The following is a 20327-nucleotide window of genomic DNA, read 5'->3' on the forward strand; positions in this document are numbered from 1 at the left end:
AATCAAATTATTCCTCAACTTGAGACTTATTTCTATACTTATAAATAAAAATCACACTTACAATAACTGTTGCAACTACAGAAATTGAATTAGCAATGAATGGACTCAAACGGAACCCTTCTGGAGCTTGCAAGATATATCCGAATGTAATCAATGTACATAGGACTGCTGGAGCAAATGTAACAATATATGGTTTTTTCTTTCTCATCAGATATGCTGTTCCTGAAAGAAGGACTGCAGCACCTACCAATAATTGTGCCCAAGCAACATATCTCCAAACCAAAGTGAAATCAACGAATGTCAATGCAAAACCGGCAATAAACAAAGGCAATGCAATTTTTAATCTGGAAGTTAATTTTCCCTGGTCTATATGCAATTCATCAGCTACAGTTATTCTAGAGCTTCTAAGTGCAGTGTCTCCTGTAGAAATTGGGCAAACAACAACACCAAGAATAATCAAGACCACACCTATTGGATTAAGTAATTTTGTTGCCATTTCATAAACTGCCACTGTTGGAGCTGCTGCATATCCTGCAGCAAGTTGTGGTTGGACATGGAAAAATGCCAATGCGATAGCTGCCCAACATAAAGCGGTTAAACCTTCTAAAACCATTGCTCCAAAGAACACTGGCCTTGCATCATTTTCATTTTTCATACATCGTGCAACAATTGGTGATTGAGATGCATGAAAACCGGAAATAGCTCCACATGCGATTGTGACAAACAAATATGGGAAAATGTTTTTATCTGTTAAGTATAATCCTTGTGTTGTAAATTCTGGTATTGTATATGCTGGATTTAGAATTAATGCGCCAGTCATTAGTATTACCATTACTAAAAACAATATTCCGAAAAGAGGGTAAAATCTTCCAATAATCTTGTCAACTGGGAATAGTGTTGCAACCAAGAAATAGACAAATATTATCACTGTCCAATAAAATACAGGAGTGTTTGTCAAACTACCAATTAATGCTGCAGATCCAGTTGAGAATACTGCCGCAACAAGAACCCCAGTGACGACAGTAACGATTGCAATAAATTTTTGAGCTGTTGTTCCTAAATACTTGGATATGATTCCAGGCATTGTAAGACCATCGTTTCTTAAAGAAAGAAAACCTGAAAAGAAATCATGAACAGCACCTACAAATATTGTACCGAATGTAATCCATAAGAATGCTGAAGGACCAAATAATGCCCCTTGTATAACTCCAAATATAGGGCCTAAACCTGCTATATTTAAAAATTGAACTAAAAATGCTTTAAGTCTAGACATTGGCATATAGTCAACGCCATCTTCTAATCTCCACACAGGTGTTTGTCTATTTTCATCAACACCGACAAACCTTTCAAGGAGTTTTCCATAAATGAAATATGAACTTACCAGTAATACAAAACAAAGAATAAAACTATACATAATCTAATATTAAATTTTTTAAAATTTAAATATTTCCTACTAAACCATATTAATAGTTGAGAAAAGTATTTAAAAAAAGAATTTAAGAATGTCAAATTAAAAAAAAAAAAAGAACTAAAAAAAGAACTAAAAAAATAGATTAAATCAAATCAAACTATTGGAAATATTCATAAGAATGCTCCTAAAATGATCATACTCTTCAAGGCCTATGATTTCCTTAATCTTATTGTCCCACTGGACATGGTAATCCATAACTTTTTGTGCTGTTTTTTTACCTTTTTCAGTAACCTTTATCAACTTTTTACGCTTTTGAGGAATTCTTTCAATGAATCCCTTTTCTTCCAGCTTTCTCAAGTTTCTTGTTATTGTACTTTCATTTAGATGAAAAGCTTGAGCCAAATCCTCTTGAATTATTCCCTCATTTTTATAGATTGTTATAAGAAGAGGGAAAAGACCAAAGCTTAAGTCTTCACCCTTAATTTTTTCATTCAAGTATTTGGCATGTTCCCTATACAATATAGACACTAAAGGAACTGTTGGAACATCATCATCAATCATTCTAATTCCTCCACATTAAATGAACTGTTGGAACATCACCATCTATTTCCTTCACAAGATTATGATGCAATAGCTTCATTATCATTCTTTGCTCCTTTAATCAATCTGCTGATATACCACTCAATGGCAGCATAACCGATTAGAGAACCAATTCCACCACCTAAAAGCATACCACAGTAGATTCCAAATTCTCCCATATTGAATACAAATCCTAATAAATAGGAAAATATGAGAACCAATATGAATTCCCTAAATGCAGTTATACCAAAGGAGATTGTTCCCTTTCCAATTCCTTGGAAAACATTAGCGGCACTTGCACCAAATGGAACATAAAGGATGAACAGGCACATTATCTGTATAAAGCTTGTAATCAAAGGCTCTAATTGTGCACTGCTTTCTGAATATGAGAATACAAATGCAATTTGGTTTGCAAATACATTCAATAAAATGCAAACTATAATTGATGCAATCAATGCAACCTTAACAGCACATCTTGCAGTGACCCTTAGATTCTCGTACTTGCCAGCTCCAAATGCCACCCCTGCAACTGAAATTGAAGCAGTACCAATACCAATAGCTGGAAGCATACCTACTGTTATTATTCTCCAACCTGCAGTATAAACAGCAACAGCAATAGGTCCTGAAACTAATGTAAGCATGTAATTGACCACTATGGTTAATGCAGACAATATCAATTGCTCTAAACTGGCAGGAATACCTACAACTAAAATGTCCTTATACATTGACAAGTCATTGTGGAAGCTTTCCCTATTGTATTCAAGGTATGTGTCCCTTTTTATAAGCATCCAATAAAGCATAGCGGCAAGGGAAAGAAAGTGTGCAATAATGGTTGCCCATGCAGCACCTGCCACACCTAAGCCAAATACATAAATGAAAATAGGATCTATGAACATGTTTATGATAGCTGTGATTGCAATAGGCAATGTTGCCCTTTTAACATCTCCTTCAGCCCTAAATGCTCCACCAAAGATAGGAGGAAGCAAGACTGCAAATGAAAAGGCAAAAATTATTTGTCCATATTGAATGGCATAATACAAAACGCTTGATGCTCCCATCAACTTAAGCAATGGCTCTAAAAATATAAGCAAAATTGCAGCAACAAATATGGAAATTATTATTCCTAAAATCAGGTTATGTATCGCAGCATTGTTTGCTGAAGATTTATTTTCAGCACCGATATAACGGGAAATAAGGGAATTTCCCCCTGCACCGATACCATTTCCAATTCCAACAAGCACCATGAATAATGGTGTTATGTACCCAAGTGCAGCAAGTGGGTCTGGACCAAGTCCTGCAACCCATATACTGTCAATAATGTTGTTTGCAAATATTAAGAGCATACTTGCAATAATAGGTAGTGATAATTTGTTAATGGCCTTTTTAGGGTCTCCTGTAATCATTTCAATATTTGAATTTTTTTCCATTGCTTGCCTCTTTATAAATAAATAAAAAAATAATAAAATAATAATTTTGATAATAAGATAATTGAATAATTAATGCAAAGTATATAACACTTGCATATGCAATTGTCCTATACTTGTATATGCAAGTGTTGATATATAAAAGTTTTGATTATTAAAAATATGAAGAAATTCTAAAATCAGTAAAATTAGAAAAAAAATAAAAAAAGAATAGTTTAAAATATTATTTAAACTATTTTAAAGCTTCCTCTACAGCTACTGCAACAGCAACTGTTGCACCTACCATAGGGTTATTGCCCATACCGATTAATCCCATCATTTCCACGTGGGCAGGTACGGAACTTGAACCAGCAAATTGAGCATCAGAATGCATTCTTCCTAAAGTGTCAGTCATACCATAGGAAGCAGGACCTGCTGCCATATTGTCTGGGTGCAAGGTTCTTCCAGTTCCTCCACCAGATGCAACAGAGAAGTATTTTTTGCCTTCAAGAACACATTCCTTCTTATAGGTTCCAGCAACTGGGTGTTGGAATCTTGTAGGGTTGGTTGAGTTACCTGTGATTGATACATCAACACCTTCAAGGTGCATGATAGCTACACCTTCCCTTACATCGTCAGCACCGTAACATCTTACTTTAGCTCTTTCACCATCAGAATAAGCCTTTTCTCTAACCACTTTCACTTCACCAGTGAAATAGTCAAATTCAGTTTGAACATAAGTGAATCCATTGATTCTTGAGATGATTAAAGCTGCATCTTTTCCAAGCCCATTTAATATAACTCTTAAAGGCTCTTTTCTAACCTTATTTGCAGAGTTTGCAATACCAATTGCACCTTCTGCTGCAGCAAAACTTTCGTGACCTGCTAAAAATGCAAAACACTCGGTTTCATCACTTAAAAGCATTGAAGCAAGGTTTCCGTGACCTAAACCTACTTTTCTATCATCTGCTACACTTCCAGGAATACAGAATGCCTGCAATGCTTCACCGATTGCAGTTGCTGCATCACTTGCCTTTTTGCAGTCCTTTTTGATTGCAATAGCTGCACCTAAAGTGTAAGCCCAACAAGCGTTTTCAAAACAGATTGGCTGAACAGACTTTACAATTTCATAAGGGTCAAACCCTTTTTCATTACAGATTGCCTTAGCTTCTTCAAGATCTTTAATGCCGTATTTTTCAAGGACTGGAACAATTTGATCTATTCTTCTTTCATAACTTTCAAATAAACTCATGATTATTCCTCCTATTCCTTCCTTGGATCAATTTTTTTAACAGCATCTTCAAATCTGCCATATTGACCGCTTGCCTTTTCAATAGCTTCCATTGGATCTGTTCCATCTTTGATTAGGTCAAGCATAATTCCCAAACTGATGTATTTGTATCCAATGATTTCATCATCTTCATCAAGACCTATTTCAGTAATGTAACCTTCAGTAAGCTCTAAATATCTTGGTCCTTTTGCTTTTGTTGAATAAATGGTTCCAACTTGGGACCTGTGACCTTTTCCTAAGTCTTCAAGTCCAGCTCCAATTGGAAGACCACCTTCAGAGAATGCTGATTGGGTTCTACCATATACAATCTGCAGGAATAGTTCACGCATAGCTGTGTTGATTGCATCACATACAAGGTCTGTATTCAATGCTTCAAGGATTGTCTTCCCAACAAGAATTTCACCAGCCATAGCTGCAGAATGAGTCATACCAGAGCATCCAATAGTTTCAACCAATGCCTCTTCAATGATACCATCCTTAACATTTAATGTTAATTTACAGCATCCTTGTTGAGGTGCACACCATCCGATACCGTGAGTGAGTCCGGAAATGTCACTTATTTCCTTGGATTTTACCCATCTTCCCTCTTCAGGAATAGGTGCAGGACCATGGTCTGCTCCCTTATGAACAGGACACATATTTTCAATTTCTTTTGAGTAAATCATTTCAATCTCCACTTAAAAATCTTAAAATTATATTAAAATTATTTAAATTATTAAAAATGATAATAAAAAATTTAATAATTTTATAATCAATATGTAATTATATTTGTTTTATTCAGTATATAATATTTGATTTTTAAAATTTGGAAGTGAAATTTAAAATTAAAAAAAGAAAAAAGAGAAGAAAACTAATTTATATAAAAACTAAAATTGAAGTATAAAACAAGTAAATAGCACCAATAATAATCAATACAGAAAATACTTTTGGAACATAACTTGCCTTGGAAATCAATTTCTCCAAATCTATTTTTGAAATTGCCAAACATAAGACAAGCAAAGTCAATGCAAATCCCAGCACATAGATAATTATGTTTCCAACTGCATATAATGGACTGTTTGAACTTACAAGCAATGTTATAAGTGAAATGAGATAAGCGCTATAGCAATCTGCCCAAGCGATTGATGTAAAAAATCCTAAAGCAAATGAATTAAGAACTCCACCACCTGATTTGGCACTGATTGATTTAAATGACAGATTATAATCAAAAAACATCAATATTCCTATAATCAATAATAGAACTGCAGCAATGAGCCTTACATATATGATGTACCTATAGAGCATAGCTGTAAAGAATCCAGTCATGAATATGATTATTGTGAAAATGCTGAATAGACCTAATATAAAAGACAATATCTCTGCTTTTGATTTGGTCTTTAAACTAAAGCCTACAATTATTGGTATGGTAGGTATGATGCAAGGAGACAATATTGAAGCCACCCCTGTGAAAAATGAAATAATCGGCATTATCCCCATTTTAAAATCTCCCTTCAATCAAATATTAATTACTGATATCTTTCAAATGAGGCAAATATTCCTCTGGAGGTTCAAAACCATCAATTCTACCTAATTCCCTAGCATTTTCATCAAAAACGACTGTTGTAGGAGTTCCATGAATATTTAATTGAGATGAAAGCTCTGGACTTTCACTTGTATCTGTAATCAATATAATATAATTATCATTTATTTCCTTTTGAACACTAGCATCTGTTAAGGTGTCTTCCTTGAGATACTCACAATAGATACATGCAGCTCCATCAAATATGATCATTACATTCCTATGGTGTGCCTTAGCATCCTTGAATGCCTTATCCAAATCATTGCAGAAATACAATCCATTAATGAAAGATCTATCATAATATTTGGAATCATAATTCATCTTTTTATCTACACTGTCTTTCTCTTTCATCTTTTTATCCGCATTGTCTTTTTCTTTAGAACTGGATTTTTTAATAGAGTCTGCATGAGTATCATTAGAATCTACTAAGCAACTACCATTTTCACAATCGGACTGATTTAGATTTCCAGAATCAGAAACAGGTATTAGAGTCATTGAATCATCAAAAGAAGTAGGAGCCTCCACTACCATAATAATTCCGCATACAAAAACAAGAGCTACAATCATAATAAAAATAAGTTTAAATTTTCCCATGATATCTCCCCCAAACTTATTATGTACATGGTTATTTAAATAATTTTCTAAATAAATAAAAGGATTTGATAAAAAGGAAAAAACTGAACTTTTGATTTTAAGGAAAAAACTAAACCTATTATTTCTAAAATATGTCACAGCTTAGGAAATATAAAGAAAAAAAAGATATTAAAAATTTAAAAGAAGATAAGCAAATAAAAAAAGAAATAGAATAAAAAAATTATTCTAAACTTACAAAGTTCTTAAGTATTTTCAAACCTGGCTCTCCACTTTTTTCTGGGTGGAACTGTGTTGCAAATACATTATCCTTTGAAACTGCAGCAGTTACATCAAATCCATAATCCGCTGTTGCAGATAGATTTTCAGTATCATCAAGGACTGCATGATAAGAATGTACAAAGTAAAAGTCCTTGCCATCTACTCCATCTAAAATAGGACAATTCTTTGTTTGTCTGATTTGATTCCAACCCATATGAGGTATTTTTCTACCTTCAGGAATCTTTGCAACATGTCCTTTGAAGATATCGAGTCCTTTTACACCGGGAGATTCTTCACTTGAAGATAAAAGAACCTGAAGTCCTAAACAGATACCTAAAAATGGCTTTCCATCATCGATATGCTCAAAAATAACATCCTTATACGGTTCAATGTTTTCCATAGCAGTCCCAAAAGCACCTACACCTGGAAGAACAAGATGTTTTGCATTTGCTATTTCAGCAGGATCATCAGTAATAATTGCCTTTGAGCCTATCTTTTTAAAGCTATTAGAAATGCTTCTAAGATTTCCACTTTTATAATCAATAATTGTAATCATAAAATTACCTACAAAATTTGAATTAAATCCTTTATTAAAGTTTAATCTAATAAGTTACAATTTGAAATTAGATTGTTTTTAAGTTTAATATATTAAACTATTTTTAGAAAAAATTATTCTATAATTTAAATTAAAATAACGATTAATTAAAATGATAGATAATCAAATAAACATTAATTTTCTTCTAGCTCCCATTCAATTACTGAACGTATCATCATACCAAAGTCTGAATCAACTATGCTATCTATACCTAATGTCTTAGAATGAGCATCTAATTCAGCTATCACATGACTGTAGCCTAATTCATTAAGTGGCTGAACAAGTCTTGGACCGTCTGTAACTGCAATGGTTTCACAGTCAAGCTCCTCTACATACAATGCATGTGGAACACCTGCAACAATGACCAAATCAGGATTGATTTCTTTAAGATATTCCTCTGCCTTTCTTGGAGTGATTGGATATTCATCTAATCCTCCGGTAATGTATTCAATATCAATTCCAGTTTCATTTAATTCTTTGGTAATATTTACTGCATGCTGTCTTATTCTTGGAAGACCTATGTTTTCATCCAAATTAGCTATGAAATGAAGATTTTCAATATCCTTGTTTGAATTTATATTAGAATCATCAAATAATCTTGAAAAGTCACAATTTAGAATATCTGCAAAGAGATAGGAAGTTTCTTTTTTCGCATTCAATACAAATGCAACATTTTTACCTTCTTTAACCGCATTTACAATGATTTTTGCAACTTTTTCCTTATTGTCTCCAAAATTAGGCTTGATGTATTTGCCTTGAGCCATACCACGAGTCTTTTCAACATGTGTTGCAAGCCTTAGCATTTCATTTTGACGGTCTGCCTCTTCTTGAGGAATTACATCATATTCAACAGCAGCGTTAAGCACTGCAATAGCACCTTCTGTATTGTCTCCTTCACCGAAACCACCATGGGATTCCACTGGCAAAACAACACAATCAAGGCCAAGGTTTTCAATTGGCTCTTTTAAGTCTTCACCAATAATCATACTTGCACAGGTTCCTACGATTCCTATCAATTTTGGATTAAAGGTATCATAAGTCTCTTGCAAGGTTTCTTCAAGCTTTTCTGCAGCTCCCAATATAAAATCATTTTCAGCCATAGCTGTTGTAACAACCCTTACTCCATCACTTTCAAGAAGCCTGCCGGTTCTAAAGCAACAGCCATGAGGACCATGCATGATGATTACATCTGCATTTAAATCCCTTAAAGTGTATAAGGAAGCAGCAATTGGACTTGGACGTGGATGCATCATTTTTATTCACCTAATAATAATTAACAAATTTTAAATAAACTGTGAATTTTAAAAACATTAATAAAATATTAATAAATAAACTCTGAATTTTAAAAATATCAATTTATTTTAATAAATTAATGAGTTACAATCTTAATAATATCTCTGTCTTGAAGTTCATAATCACTTGCAATTCTCATGCTCTTTCTTGCATCAACTGCATGCATAAACTTGTCACCTATATCTGTGTGAATGATATATGCAAATTCACGTGGAGTGGATCCTTTAGGAACTAAGAAAGCATCTGGAAGCACATTTCCCTTTTGGTCTGTTAGCTTATGCTCATCTCCTACAGGATAAACAACAATCATGTTTAAAAGATCAAATACTGCAGTATTCAATGCCTTTTGGATTCCAGTGCTGCCATAAACATCAAGAATATTTGTTTGAATATATTCTAAAGCCTTAATCTGATTGGCATTTAACTTGCTTTCATCTATGATTTCAAAACTGCTGTCTCCTGAAATGTAGGAAATCAATCCTGCCCTAGTAGCATTCATAAGTGCAAGCTCGGATTCAGCAGATGTTGGAATTACACGAGGATACTTTTCCTGCATTCTTTCAATATTTTCATGTGCTCCAGGTAAATCTGCATTATTTGCAATGACAAGGGAAGGTTTTGCAATATTCAAGAGATTGCGTACAAATTCAATAAGGTCTTCATCTTCCCATTTGCCGTAATCAGGACTGACTGTTCTTAAGGCTTCAATTACATCTTCAATTAAAATTCCAGTACCAGACAATTGGTCAAAAAGGACCTTTGAAATGTCCAAATGTTCAGCTTCAACCTTACGGATAAGCCTTACCCAATTCTTGCTTACGATTCCATACATCCACATGACAATTTCATGCTCTAAAAATTCGATGTCTTCCAATGGGTCATGTGAACCAGGATCAACAGGGTTTCCTTCTGCATCAGTAGACCCTGAAGCATCGATTACATGAATGAAAACTTTAGCTTGCATCAAGTCATCCAAGAACTTGTTTCCGAGTCCCTTTCCTTCGTGAGCACCTGGAACAAGTCCTGCCACATCTATCAATTCTATAGGAATCAATCTTGTTCCGTCAATGCATTGAGAGTTGTGTGGATTGCAAGTGACATTCATTTCCTTACAGGGGCATTCGCTTAAAACATGGGCAACAGCCTTATTTGCATCTATGGTTGTAAATGGATAGTTTGCCATTTCCACTTGAGATGCAGTAGCTGAATTAAAAAATGAGGATTTTCCTACATTTGGTTTACCAGTAACTGCAATTTGAAGCATATTATCATTCCTAATTATTATAAATGTAAATTTAATTAAATTTTTATTAATTTTTGTAATTTTTAAATGATTAAAATTTAGTTTATTTGAATTTTAAATAAACTTTTAATTATTATAATACTTTATTATATCTATTTTACAAAGTATAAAAAATTATTTAAAAAATAGTTTCATAATTATGAAACAGAAAAATGATATGAAGATAATATAATGCAGAGAAAATAACTGTTTGATAAGATCAGATATAAAATATATTATAGTGTAGATGGATATTTTGCTAAATATAACCCACTATAGATTATAAAACAACACATCATCTACACTAATCAGGTACAATATTGTATGTGTTTGATATGATCTTGATGCAATCATTACAGTTTGGTCGATATAATGCGATCAATTGCACAATCAGTAGTTAACCTTACATCTACGGTCCTATCATCAAAATACATCTTTCCAAATATACCTTTAAAGCTTATATAACTCACTTCCAGATTAAAGGATTGGCCTTTAGCCAATTTAACCACTTCCTTGTTATTTGGATCTAATAGATAATCTTTAATTTCATTTAAATCTTCTTTGCTTAAACGAAAACGTAGATTGTTGGTAAATGTTACTTCACGTTCTATTTTAGCAGAATTTGCAGATATTTCTTCTGTTTGTTCTGATTTTATGTTTATATTCTCATTTCCTGGTTTGATTATATTTTGATCATTTTTATCAACACCATTATTAATAGTTCCCTTAATAGAAGCTTCATCATCATCACCCTTATTACTAGTTCCCTTAATAGAAGCTTCATCATCATCAATTAAAAGGTTTCTTTTTTCCTCCATTTCAATTTCTTGATCTCTTGAAATAACAGATTTATCATTCCCCTTATTAACCAATGGCCATAGGAATCCACATATTCCTCCAGCCCAAGCACAAATCACACCAACTGCAGCATAACTGGCAACAATATCAAAACGATTACTATGGTCCCTAGCAGAGCCTCCAATAACAGCATCATCAATAAAACCGAAACCTACGCCGATACCGAAACCAAATGCACTAACTGCTACAACATCAATAGCAGCACTAGCAACAGCACCTAAACCAATCAAAGGAATTGCAGCACCAGCAATAAGATAACCGCATCCAAAAGACAAAATACCGGCAGACCATATTAAAGCAGTACGAATAAGAACCTTCTCTAATTCGGAATACTTTTCATAATCGTTTACCAAACTACAACCGGAACAATTAAAAAGACCACAATCATCAGTCTCAAAATTCGCAACAGAAACATCACCAGCACCATTAAAAGCCAAATTAACGCCAGCAAAACTACCATTATAATTATAAATCAAACCATATTCCCCATAGGAATCATTAAAGAAAGTAGAATTGCACATAACTAATGAACCGCCTTCATTATAAACAAGACAACCGCTATTGCTATTGCCTTCAAAAAGACAATTGGCAAAACTGCAAAGGCCCTTATTCACAACAAGATACTTGGCAAGATTGTCAGTGAAATTACAGCCAACAAAACTACAGGAACTTGAAACATTAAAAGCAATGTGATTATAATTACTAAACAGCAAATCAGCAAAAGTGACAGAACCTTTATCAATATTTATGGCATTGCCAAAATTGAAATTCACCTTATGCCCGTTTCCAAGAATAAGCAAATCACCATCATAAGCTAATTTAACCAAATCTACATCACAGTCACAGCTTATGTTCAAAATCAATTTGGAAGGCTCGAAATCTCTAATATCCTCAAGAAGAGTAGGTAAATAATCATTTTTACTTATCAATGCTTCATAAGCTTCACAAGACATGCAACTGCTATTATCGCCATCAAAACCAATCCTATAAAAGAATGATCCATTACATAAATCAATGGAAGACTTCAAATCAGAACAAGCCTCAACAATAGCCCTGCTAACCTTACCTAAAAACTTGCCATCACAATTAATGAAATTACAAGATTCAAACCTTACAAAACCATTGCTTACATCTAAAGCACCACCATTGCCACTGAAACTGCAATTGATGAAATAATTGGAAGCTCCAACACCATACAACACTCCACCAAAACACTTATTATCCAACAAAGAACAATCATTCAAAACTAAAGTGCCGTAATTATGGAAAACACCATTGAAATTAGATAAGCTAAGGCCATTCAAGGTTAAAGAACCACCATAACCAATAAATGCAAAATGGTCATCAATATTAGTGTGGGCAAGCTTAATCTCAGCACCATTACCATTAATAACAATAGGAACAACACCTACATCCAAAGCATACCTCTCAATCCTATCCGGAATACCGTAATGAGGAACATCAACAGTAGGATGATAAAACTCATCCCTCCAATCCAAAGGTCTAATACAACCATCAGCACAGAGCCAATCACTCTCAATCTCATAAACGCCAGGCTGCAAATTAACAACAACTCTCGGACAATTAGGAACCAAGGAATTTAGCAAATAAAGAACACTTTTAAGCTGACCAACATCACTGCAATTAAAAACAACCTCACTTCCATTAGATTGGCTAGAGACACTAGACCCACTAGAAACACTAGACACATTAAACTCACTAGAGACACTGCATAAGCAAGCAGTTGGATCAAAATAGCAATCCCTAAAAATATCACTAAGGTCATCTCTATGATAAATGACAGTCATACTATACTCACAAGCCTTAATAAACCTGGTTCCAGACCCTTTAAAGTCACAATCATGAAACATGTTTACAGACTTTGGACCAGCATATAAAATGCCACCCCAAAACTCCCACCATTTACTGAAATCCTTCTCATATGATTCCATGGTGGCATGATTTTCCCGGAACACACAATGATCAAAACATGCAGTACCATAATTTGCAATAACACCACCAGAAACAGAAGTAGCCTCATACACATCATTAGGAGTGTCATGATCCTGAGGGTCATTATCAAAGAAATATGAGCCAATGCAATAAACAGTACCCTTGTTCACAACACAATGACGGAAATTCTGCAAAGTAACATTAACCAAAGAAAGACTGCCTGTGCTTCCAACATAGATAAACTGATTCTCAGCACCATTAACTACAGATCCCATATTACCATTAATGCATAAGCTAACATGATTTAAATGAAGACAGAACTTATGATAATCACTAAAGCCTGCATCAAAAACCGTATAGGGAGCCAAAGTAACATTAACAAACTTCCAATTAGCTTTTCCAGTCCCCATAAAATCAAAGAGAGTCTTCAAATCACCACTCTTATCCAGCCAAAAGCTAACGTTCTCCTTATCCAAACTCACATTAGACAAATCATCAAAAACCTTACCTTCTCTCAAATAACTTAATGATAGATGAGTATCTTTAAAATTAACATCTGAACTGAATTCAGGCCCAATATTATGCATATGAACAACATTAAGAAAATCTACATCAGACCCATAAACGACACTGGAAAACTCTCCATGATTCAACTCAAAAAAACTATTCACACAACGAACACTACCAGACCCACTGTACAATGCACCGCCATTAGCTGCAACATTACCTCTAAAGTAAGAGTAAAAAGGCTTTGTAACATCTTGATCAATATTAACATAAATGTTTTTCACTGCATAAACAGCACCACCGGAAGGCAAATGTAATATACACTCATTATCCTCAAAGCTAGAATTATAGACAAAGGCATTACTACCAGAGTATACAGCACCACCATATGCAGCCATACCAAAATGACTGCCATGTGCAGTATTCTTTTCAAACAAGCTGCCCTTGGAAGTGAAAACACCATCACAACAAATCGCCCCGCCTTTCTTAAAAGCAGAATTAGAAATGAACAAACCATTATTCAAATATAATGAGCCAGCACAACAGATTGCACCACCATCACCATCATCAACACTATTGCTTATGAAGCGACATGGATAATCATCACTGATATTATTGATGTAAACACTGCCCTTAGCAAATACTGCATCACCACAATCATCAGCATAATTGCTCTCAAAGAAACTGCCATCAACATACACATCAGTATTTGCATATATCGCACCGCCATTATAATCACAGAGATTTGAGCTTCCATCCACATGATTTTTTAAGAATCTGCAGCCCTTTGCTTTCACTGTTCCAGAACTGTAAACAGCTCCTCCTTTTCCACAAGCTACATTGTCATTAAACTCAGCATAATTGATGATAGCATCACCTTCACAGTAGATTGCACCACCATCATGATCATCAACCTTATTGCTTATGAAACGGCACAATACACTATTATCATTATAGTTTATGTAAAGTTTGCCTCTTGCATAAATTGCACCGCCCCAATCATCAGCATAATTGCTCTCAAATTCACAGCCATCAACATACAAGTCAGCATTTGCATATACTGCAGCACCATTAAAATCATATAAAGATGAGCTTCCATCCACCTGATTTCTCAAGAATCTGCAGCCCTTTGCTTCGATTGTTCCTGAACAGTAAACAGCACCGCCTTTTCCACGAGCCGCATTGCCAATAAAACCACAATCAGTAAAGTTTAAAGCAGCTTCACAGTAGACTGCACCACCATCATCAATGCATTATTGCCTTCAAAGCTTGTATTTAAAGCACATATTCCTCCTTTTGAGAAAATCGCACCACCATTATCATCATCAGCAACATTGCCTTTAAATAAACAATCCTTAAGGGTTAAAACATTATCAGCCTCATTATAAATAGCACCACCATAATCATCAGCCCAATTATTAATGAAACTGCAGTTAATCAAAGTGTATTTAGCAGAACCGGTAATATATATTGCACTGCCCTTATCAGTGTAATCGTTATGGCCATTGATAATGCAAAGGTTCTTCAATACAATATTCCCGCTGTTGGAATAGAATGCACTGCATCCTCCTTCACCTAAACAATTCAAGGTATGGCCATGACCATCAATAGTCAAATCCTTATTAAACTGAATCCTAGAACCATAATTCCCATTATAATCAAAAAACAAATGCAATGTAGAACCTGAAGAAGCCTTATCTATCTCCCCTTGAAGGACATCAAAAGAAAAAGGCTTAGGACTATGAAAGATTACATCAAAATCACCAATCTTAGGACCATGAATAACTAATTCTGTCCCATTTACCACCTTTGGACCTTGAATATTTAATTCAGCACTGTTTTCTTCTTCATCCTTTACCACAGCATCATTAGACTGCAAATCCAAGTTAGCCATACCCATATTTGAGCTTGAGATATTCTCATCAGCACGAACATTCAAAAGCACAACATCAATCTTAGCTTCTTCATTAGCCATAACACCATCATCACAACCAATACCAGAATTAAGACCATCATGAATAATGCCAACATCACATGAATCAAAATTTCCATTAGGAATCAACTCTGCATTTGAACCATTATCCGCAGCACATACACAATTGATTCCTAATAAAAATACAAGAATTAGTATAAAAAAAGAAATTTTAAATTCCATATATTTTCACTACCACAAAAAAATGTTTAAATTCTTTAAAGTTCCCATCATACACTACAAAAACTTATTTTAGGGAACTAAAAAAAATGTTTAAATTCTTTAAAGTTCCCATCATACACCCAAAAAACTTATTTTAGGGAACTAAAAAAATCAATAATAAGCATACATAAATTAATTATTAAATCCAATATGCCATTTTAATTAATCATAATATAATCATTTTCATATAAATTAATATATGTAAAAGAGAATATATAAACTATTTCGAGTGCAAGTACTTACTTACATCCTTAAAAGCTAAAAAAAATAACTACACAACCACATTTTCAAAAAAAATAATAAAAAAACAGTTTATTTTAGCTATAAATCACTTAAATAAAGTTTTATTAAGCCCTAAATATTTTAAAAAAAAATAGTGCAAAAATAAAATCAAAAAGCATATTGAAAAAAAAATAAGAAAAAAAGAAATAGCTAAATAGCTATTAAATTTAAAAATAATATTAAACTTTTTTTAAAAGCCTACCCAATGTATCTAAGGTCATCTTGAGGTTGTTGTGGTGGCTGTTGACCCATAGCTCTTGAAAACATTTCTTGTTCCATTTGTTGAGCTTGGCTAATCATTTCACGAACTTCTTCAGCTTTTGCTTCAAGCTCATCAGTGCTAACTTCAAGTTTCACTAAAATAGCTAATTTTTGCAAAATAGCTTCAGCTGCTTCAGCATCAATGAAATATCCAGGAGTTTTGCCCATTAAACAAATTCCTTTCATTCCCCTAAGTCTACCTAAACCTAAGAATAAACCAGAAGCACCAACAATACCTCCATCAGAAGATCTGAGTTCAATATCTGCCTCTTTAAGGACTTCAATAGATTCCTCATCAGTTGCAGCTGCTAAAACACGACCGTCTGTACCTTCTAATGGTTGACCGGTAGCAAGACCACCTAAAGTGAATAGCTCTTTAGCTCCTAATGATTCTACAAAATCAAGTACAGTACCGCAAAGCTCGTATTGACCTTCAGGTGCCAAAGCTTGACAATTGCCTACTAAAAATATGAAATCCCTTTCATCCGCACCAGCAGATTTCAAGTAGTACATTTCATTTTTCATATCTTCTACAACTCCCCCTTCTCCAACAAGGACTTGTGGAGGGAAGAATGGAGAATAGATCTCTACAAATTTAGTGGCATCCAATTCATCAATTACATGATCAATTGCTAATTTTCCAACATGACCAATTCCAGGAAGTGCTTCTATAAATATAGGGTTATTTAAACTAACTTCTTCTAATACTTTAAATTGAGTTGTTCTCATAAGATCATCCCCTAAGAACCTTTAATGATAAGATAATAATAAAAATAGAAAAAATAAAAAATAGAATAAATAGTTTAGACTAAACAAAGGATAAAACAAACATTAATCTAATGTTATTCCATCATGAATAATCAAAAACCTCTTATTCCTTATTAAGCATCTCTTTTTTTAATTGTCTACGATATTTTCCATACTTATCCTCAACGGAAAATTTAGGTGGGTAAATCACTTTCAATTGCCCCCCACATTTTGGACATTGAGTTTTAAGTGTGTAAATATTACAAACAGGACACTTCTTCATTTTCATTTTCATCTGATTCACTAATTAGTTTTCAATTTCACGTAAGAATTCTCCTGTACCATCTGCATCCTCTACAATTGAAATAGCTTTTTCAGCTGCTTCCTTCAATTGCTTTTCAGCAACCAAATAATCTGTAGAAGTTACAGTTATTCTGTAACGAGGAGCTCCAACACATTGAACTTCAATATTTTCAGCTTCAGCTGCCATAAGTGCCTTTTTAATAACTTCTACACCATCTGGGTTGTAGTTCTTAATGTCTACATATCCACTGATGTGGACTTCAGGTGATTGAATGTTTTTAACAGCAACTTCAGTTATAGCATCAGCCCATTCTTGACTAATTCCCTCTTCAGTAAGAGTTTCTGCTCCTTCTTCAGCAGAACTTTCGAAAGCACCATAGATATCTCCAAAGATATCCATAATCTCATATCCCACTTCATCATAAGCAGTGTCTAAGTCTTTATCTAAAGATTTAGCAGCTAATTCTAAGAATTTTTCAGCCTTTTGTTCAATTTTCCATTGCTGGATTTTTTTAGTCCTTTGGTCTTCTCTGATTCTTTTTAAAGAAGCGTCTACATGACCTTTTTTAGGATTAACTCTTAAAACACGAGCAACAATCTTTTGATTTTCTCTTACATGATCTCGAATATTCTTTACCCAACCAGAAGAAACTTCAGAAATATGAATAAAAGCTTCTTTACCTGCATATTCTTCTAAGTTAGCAAATGCACCATAGTTAAGAACCTTGTAAACAGTTCCTACAATAAGTTCTCCTTCGTCTGGCCATTCTTGACTTTTTCTTACCAATTAAAACACCGAAATAAAAATAGTTTAGATAAATAATTATTAACTGTGATACAAGCATAAACCTCATATCAAAATATAAATTACTTACCTTTATTCTAAGATCACATAATAATTGAAATTTTATAAGATTGCAAAAGCAACCTTTAATAAAATAGAACAATTATTAATAATTTTAAGCTTAATCTAAAACTTCATCGATGTGAGCCATGATTTTAGCTTTTCCACCACGGGATTTAACGATGGTTTTACCGCAGATTATACATTTTACATCAGAAGCTGCACGATCGAAAATGATTTGCTCGTTATCACAATCTAAACATTTAACTCTTAAAAAGTTACCTCTACCATTACTTGCCATACAAATCACCTATTTAGATATCCACTCAGGTTTTCCTACTCTGAAAGATTTTCTGATGTGGGATTTTCCACATTCTTTACATTTGTATCTTAAATCTAATTTTTTAACCGGCTTGTTACCACCTCTTCGTGCATAGTGTGTTTTTTACAGTGTGGACAGTACGTTCTTTTTTCTTTAGGCATTTTCATATTCTTCACCTTTAATAATTTTCTCTGTTAAAAGACTTTTAGAACTTAATTAACAGATTTTTCAAATAATAAGTTAATTACAACAAACCAATTGGAACTGTTTAGGTTTCCATTTAGCATGAGGATGAGTTATAACATACTGATAAGAACATTTTTCAGTTTCCTACAAGCATGAGAGTATCTACATTTCCTATAAAAATATTCATAGTCCTAACTAAGTAGGATAAAAAGTTTTAAAAACCATAAATTCATAGTCCTAGCTAAATAGGATAAAAAGTTTTAAAAACTATAAAAAAAGATTTAGCAAGTGCAAATCTTAGAATCTAATAATTAAAAAAATATTTTAAAATAAGAAAATATCATATTATTATAGATACATTAATTATATATGATTATTATCTATATATAAACCTTTTGCAATTAGAGATGAGACTCTTTCAAAAACTTTGTTGATAATGTATTAAAATGCAAATTCATATTATGAATAAAAACTAAAATCAACAAAGTTTTTTACAGTCCCAGATAATAGGACTCTTTCAAAAACTTTGTTGATAAACTATAAAATCTAATTTGGATTTAATCAAAAAAATAAATCAACAAAGTTTTCTAAAGTCTCAGTAATGCACTTACATAATAAAACCATCATTAGTTAGGTCTTTAGCTCTTGCTAGAGTATATTTCAAGGAAATGCATTTACATAATAAAACAGTCATCATTCTCTCAGGGATTCCATATGTGTAGTTAATTAACTTGAATCATTCCCTAAATCAATAAATTGGCAATCATCATCACAAGAAGATTCAAACATGCCCTTAACCTTTGATTTAAAATTACAAAAAAAGGTACAGTTGCGTGCATTAGATTGATACATTGCATCACCCCAAATTGCAGTATTGTTGATGAAAGTACAATTGCATGCATTACTACAACTGATTCCTCCACCATAACTACAATAAACGGATGTGTTGTTGATGAAAGTACAATTGCATGCAGTACCACCATTCATTCCACCACCATTATTCTGAGCCCTGTTGCCTATGAAAGTACAATTCCATGCAGTACCACCATTCATTGCTCCAGCATCGTATCCTTCATTGTTTTTGAAAGTGCAATTGTAAGCATCACCATGAGTCATTGCTCCACCCCAAACATATCCAGAGTTGCTGATGAAAGTACAATTGTATGCATTGCCACCATCGATTCCTCCACCAAACTGTGCGGAGTTTCTGATGAAAGTACAGTTGAATGCATTACCCTTATGAATAGCTCCACCATCAGTGCATCCTCGATTAGCATTGAAAGTACAGTTGAATGCATTACCTTTATCAATAGCTCCACCGTCCCGATGGGCTATGTTGTTCTTGAAAGTACAGTTGTATGCATCACCACCAAAAATAGCTCCACCATTACCGCCAATCCTACCATCATAAAAATTGGTTATATTGCTGTCGAAAGTAGAGTTGTATGCAGCGCCACCATACATAGCGCCACCATCCAAATAGGCGGAGTTGTTCTTGAAAGTACAGTTGTATACACTACCATCATACATTGCTCCTCCATAATTAGCACGGTTGTAGAGGAATGTAGAGTTGTATATGCATAAATCTCCATTGGAATAAACTGCA

The 20327-nt window shown here is 33.7% G+C and carries 17 protein-coding genes and 2 pseudogenes; all 19 read right to left on the reverse strand.

All coding sequences use genetic code 11. The features are described 5' to 3' along the window. Window positions 1-7: 7 nt before the first annotated feature. On the reverse strand, window positions 8-1414 hold the full coding sequence (locus QZV12_RS01495; protein ID WP_295616102.1) for a carbon starvation protein A: 1407 nt from the start codon (window positions 1412-1414) through the stop codon (window positions 8-10). A gap of 144 nt (window positions 1415-1558) precedes the next feature. Further along, the gene (locus QZV12_RS01500; RefSeq protein ID WP_295616105.1) at window positions 1559-1972 is read right to left on the reverse strand and encodes a MarR family winged helix-turn-helix transcriptional regulator; all 414 of its coding nucleotides are present in this window, start codon (window positions 1970-1972) and stop codon (window positions 1559-1561) included. A gap of 59 nt (window positions 1973-2031) precedes the next feature. Then, window positions 2032-3417 carry an MATE family efflux transporter gene (locus QZV12_RS01505; protein WP_295616108.1) on the reverse strand — a complete coding sequence of 462 codons (1386 nt, stop codon included), beginning with the start codon at window positions 3415-3417 and terminating at the stop codon, window positions 2032-2034. A gap of 229 nt (window positions 3418-3646) precedes the next feature. Beyond that, window positions 3647-4645 carry a GGGtGRT protein gene (locus tag QZV12_RS01510; RefSeq protein ID WP_295616111.1) on the reverse strand — a complete coding sequence of 333 codons (999 nt, stop codon included), beginning with the start codon at window positions 4643-4645 and terminating at the stop codon, window positions 3647-3649. 11 nt (window positions 4646-4656) lie between these two features. Continuing rightward, the gene (locus QZV12_RS01515) at window positions 4657-5349 is read right to left on the reverse strand and encodes an iron-sulfur cluster assembly scaffold protein (RefSeq protein WP_295616114.1); all 693 of its coding nucleotides are present in this window, start codon (window positions 5347-5349) and stop codon (window positions 4657-4659) included. Window positions 5350-5539: 190 nt separating this feature from the next. Beyond that, complete coding sequence (locus QZV12_RS01520; protein WP_295616118.1) at window positions 5540-6160, reverse strand: cytochrome c biogenesis CcdA family protein; 621 nt, start codon at window positions 6158-6160, stop codon at window positions 5540-5542. 25 nt (window positions 6161-6185) lie between these two features. Beyond that, entirely contained in the window at window positions 6186-6836 is a 651-nt protein-coding gene (locus QZV12_RS01525; protein ID WP_295616121.1) for a thioredoxin fold domain-containing protein, read from the reverse strand. A 220-nt stretch (window positions 6837-7056) separates the two neighbouring features. Next, complete coding sequence (gene hisH / locus QZV12_RS01530) at window positions 7057-7650, reverse strand: imidazole glycerol phosphate synthase subunit HisH (protein WP_295616125.1); 594 nt, start codon at window positions 7648-7650, stop codon at window positions 7057-7059. Between the two features lie 173 nt (window positions 7651-7823). Next, window positions 7824-8939 (reverse strand): Ni-sirohydrochlorin a,c-diamide reductive cyclase catalytic subunit, encoded by a 1116-nt coding sequence (gene cfbD, locus QZV12_RS01535; protein ID WP_295616348.1) that lies wholly within the window; start codon window positions 8937-8939, stop codon window positions 7824-7826. A 119-nt stretch (window positions 8940-9058) separates the two neighbouring features. Further along, window positions 9059-10246, reverse strand: coding sequence for a redox-regulated ATPase YchF (locus tag QZV12_RS01540; protein ID WP_295616128.1), 1188 nt, complete (start codon window positions 10244-10246; stop codon window positions 9059-9061). 371 nt (window positions 10247-10617) lie between these two features. Beyond that, window positions 10618-14697 carry a hypothetical protein gene (locus QZV12_RS01545; RefSeq protein ID WP_295616131.1) on the reverse strand — a complete coding sequence of 1360 codons (4080 nt, stop codon included), beginning with the start codon at window positions 14695-14697 and terminating at the stop codon, window positions 10618-10620. 30 nt (window positions 14698-14727) lie between these two features. Beyond that, window positions 14728-14832 (reverse strand): annotated as a pseudogene (locus QZV12_RS13615) (hypothetical protein); the annotation flags it as partial. Then, window positions 14793-15737, reverse strand: a complete 945-nt coding sequence (locus QZV12_RS01550) for a hypothetical protein (protein WP_295616134.1) — start codon at window positions 15735-15737, stop codon at window positions 14793-14795. The pseudogene QZV12_RS13615 and the gene QZV12_RS01550, both read right to left, overlap by 40 nt. 519 nt (window positions 15738-16256) lie before the next feature. After that, the gene (locus QZV12_RS01555; protein WP_295616137.1) at window positions 16257-17048 is read right to left on the reverse strand and encodes a proteasome assembly chaperone family protein; all 792 of its coding nucleotides are present in this window, start codon (window positions 17046-17048) and stop codon (window positions 16257-16259) included. Between the two features lie 142 nt (window positions 17049-17190). Beyond that, window positions 17191-17361, reverse strand: coding sequence for an RNA-protein complex protein Nop10 (locus tag QZV12_RS01560; RefSeq protein WP_295616140.1), 171 nt, complete (start codon window positions 17359-17361; stop codon window positions 17191-17193). 12 nt (window positions 17362-17373) lie between these two features. Continuing rightward, window positions 17374-18156, reverse strand: coding sequence for a translation initiation factor IF-2 subunit alpha (locus QZV12_RS01565; RefSeq protein ID WP_295616143.1), 783 nt, complete (start codon window positions 18154-18156; stop codon window positions 17374-17376). A 178-nt stretch (window positions 18157-18334) separates the two neighbouring features. Continuing rightward, complete coding sequence (locus QZV12_RS01570; RefSeq protein ID WP_012954984.1) at window positions 18335-18514, reverse strand: 30S ribosomal protein S27e; 180 nt, start codon at window positions 18512-18514, stop codon at window positions 18335-18337. Window positions 18515-18523: 9 nt separating this feature from the next. Continuing rightward, window positions 18524-18702, reverse strand: a pseudogene (locus QZV12_RS01575) (hypothetical protein). 745 nt (window positions 18703-19447) lie between these two features. Further along, window positions 19448-20251 (reverse strand): hypothetical protein, encoded by an 804-nt coding sequence (locus QZV12_RS01580; RefSeq protein ID WP_295616148.1) that lies wholly within the window; start codon window positions 20249-20251, stop codon window positions 19448-19450. Window positions 20252-20327 lie beyond the last annotated feature (76 nt).

This window comes from uncultured Methanobrevibacter sp., from assembly GCF_902769175.1.
In the GTDB taxonomy this organism is placed as follows: domain Archaea; phylum Methanobacteriota; class Methanobacteria; order Methanobacteriales; family Methanobacteriaceae; genus Methanobrevibacter.

Bases quoted from the DNA above. Each gene is read 5' to 3' on its own strand.
- QZV12_RS01495 (WP_295616102.1), bottom strand. From the start codon at position 1,414: ATGTATAGTTTTATTCTTTGTTTTGTATTACTGGTAAGTTCATATTTC.
- QZV12_RS01500 (WP_295616105.1), bottom strand. From the start codon at position 1,972: ATGATTGATGATGATGTTCCAACAGTTCCTTTAGTGTCTATATTGTAT.
- QZV12_RS01505 (WP_295616108.1), bottom strand. From the start codon at position 3,417: ATGGAAAAAAATTCAAATATTGAAATGATTACAGGAGACCCTAAAAAG.
- QZV12_RS01510 (WP_295616111.1), bottom strand. From the start codon at position 4,645: ATGAGTTTATTTGAAAGTTATGAAAGAAGAATAGATCAAATTGTTCCA.
- QZV12_RS01515 (WP_295616114.1), bottom strand. From the start codon at position 5,349: ATGATTTACTCAAAAGAAATTGAAAATATGTGTCCTGTTCATAAGGGA.
- QZV12_RS01520 (WP_295616118.1), bottom strand. From the start codon at position 6,160: ATGGGGATAATGCCGATTATTTCATTTTTCACAGGGGTGGCTTCAATA.
- QZV12_RS01525 (WP_295616121.1), bottom strand. From the start codon at position 6,836: ATGGGAAAATTTAAACTTATTTTTATTATGATTGTAGCTCTTGTTTTT.
- hisH (WP_295616125.1), bottom strand. From the start codon at position 7,650: ATGATTACAATTATTGATTATAAAAGTGGAAATCTTAGAAGCATTTCT.
- cfbD (WP_295616348.1), bottom strand. From the start codon at position 8,939: ATGCATCCACGTCCAAGTCCAATTGCTGCTTCCTTATACACTTTAAGG.
- QZV12_RS01540 (WP_295616128.1), bottom strand. From the start codon at position 10,246: ATGCTTCAAATTGCAGTTACTGGTAAACCAAATGTAGGAAAATCCTCA.
- QZV12_RS01550 (WP_295616134.1), bottom strand. From the start codon at position 15,737: ATGGAATTTAAAATTTCTTTTTTTATACTAATTCTTGTATTTTTATTA.
- QZV12_RS01555 (WP_295616137.1), bottom strand. From the start codon at position 17,048: ATGAGAACAACTCAATTTAAAGTATTAGAAGAAGTTAGTTTAAATAAC.
- QZV12_RS01560 (WP_295616140.1), bottom strand. From the start codon at position 17,361: ATGAAAATGAAAATGAAGAAGTGTCCTGTTTGTAATATTTACACACTT.
- QZV12_RS01570 (WP_012954984.1), bottom strand. From the start codon at position 18,514: ATGGCAAGTAATGGTAGAGGTAACTTTTTAAGAGTTAAATGTTTAGAT.
- QZV12_RS01580 (WP_295616148.1), bottom strand. From the start codon at position 20,251: ATGTATGATGGTAGTGTATACAACTGTACTTTCAAGAACAACTCCGCC.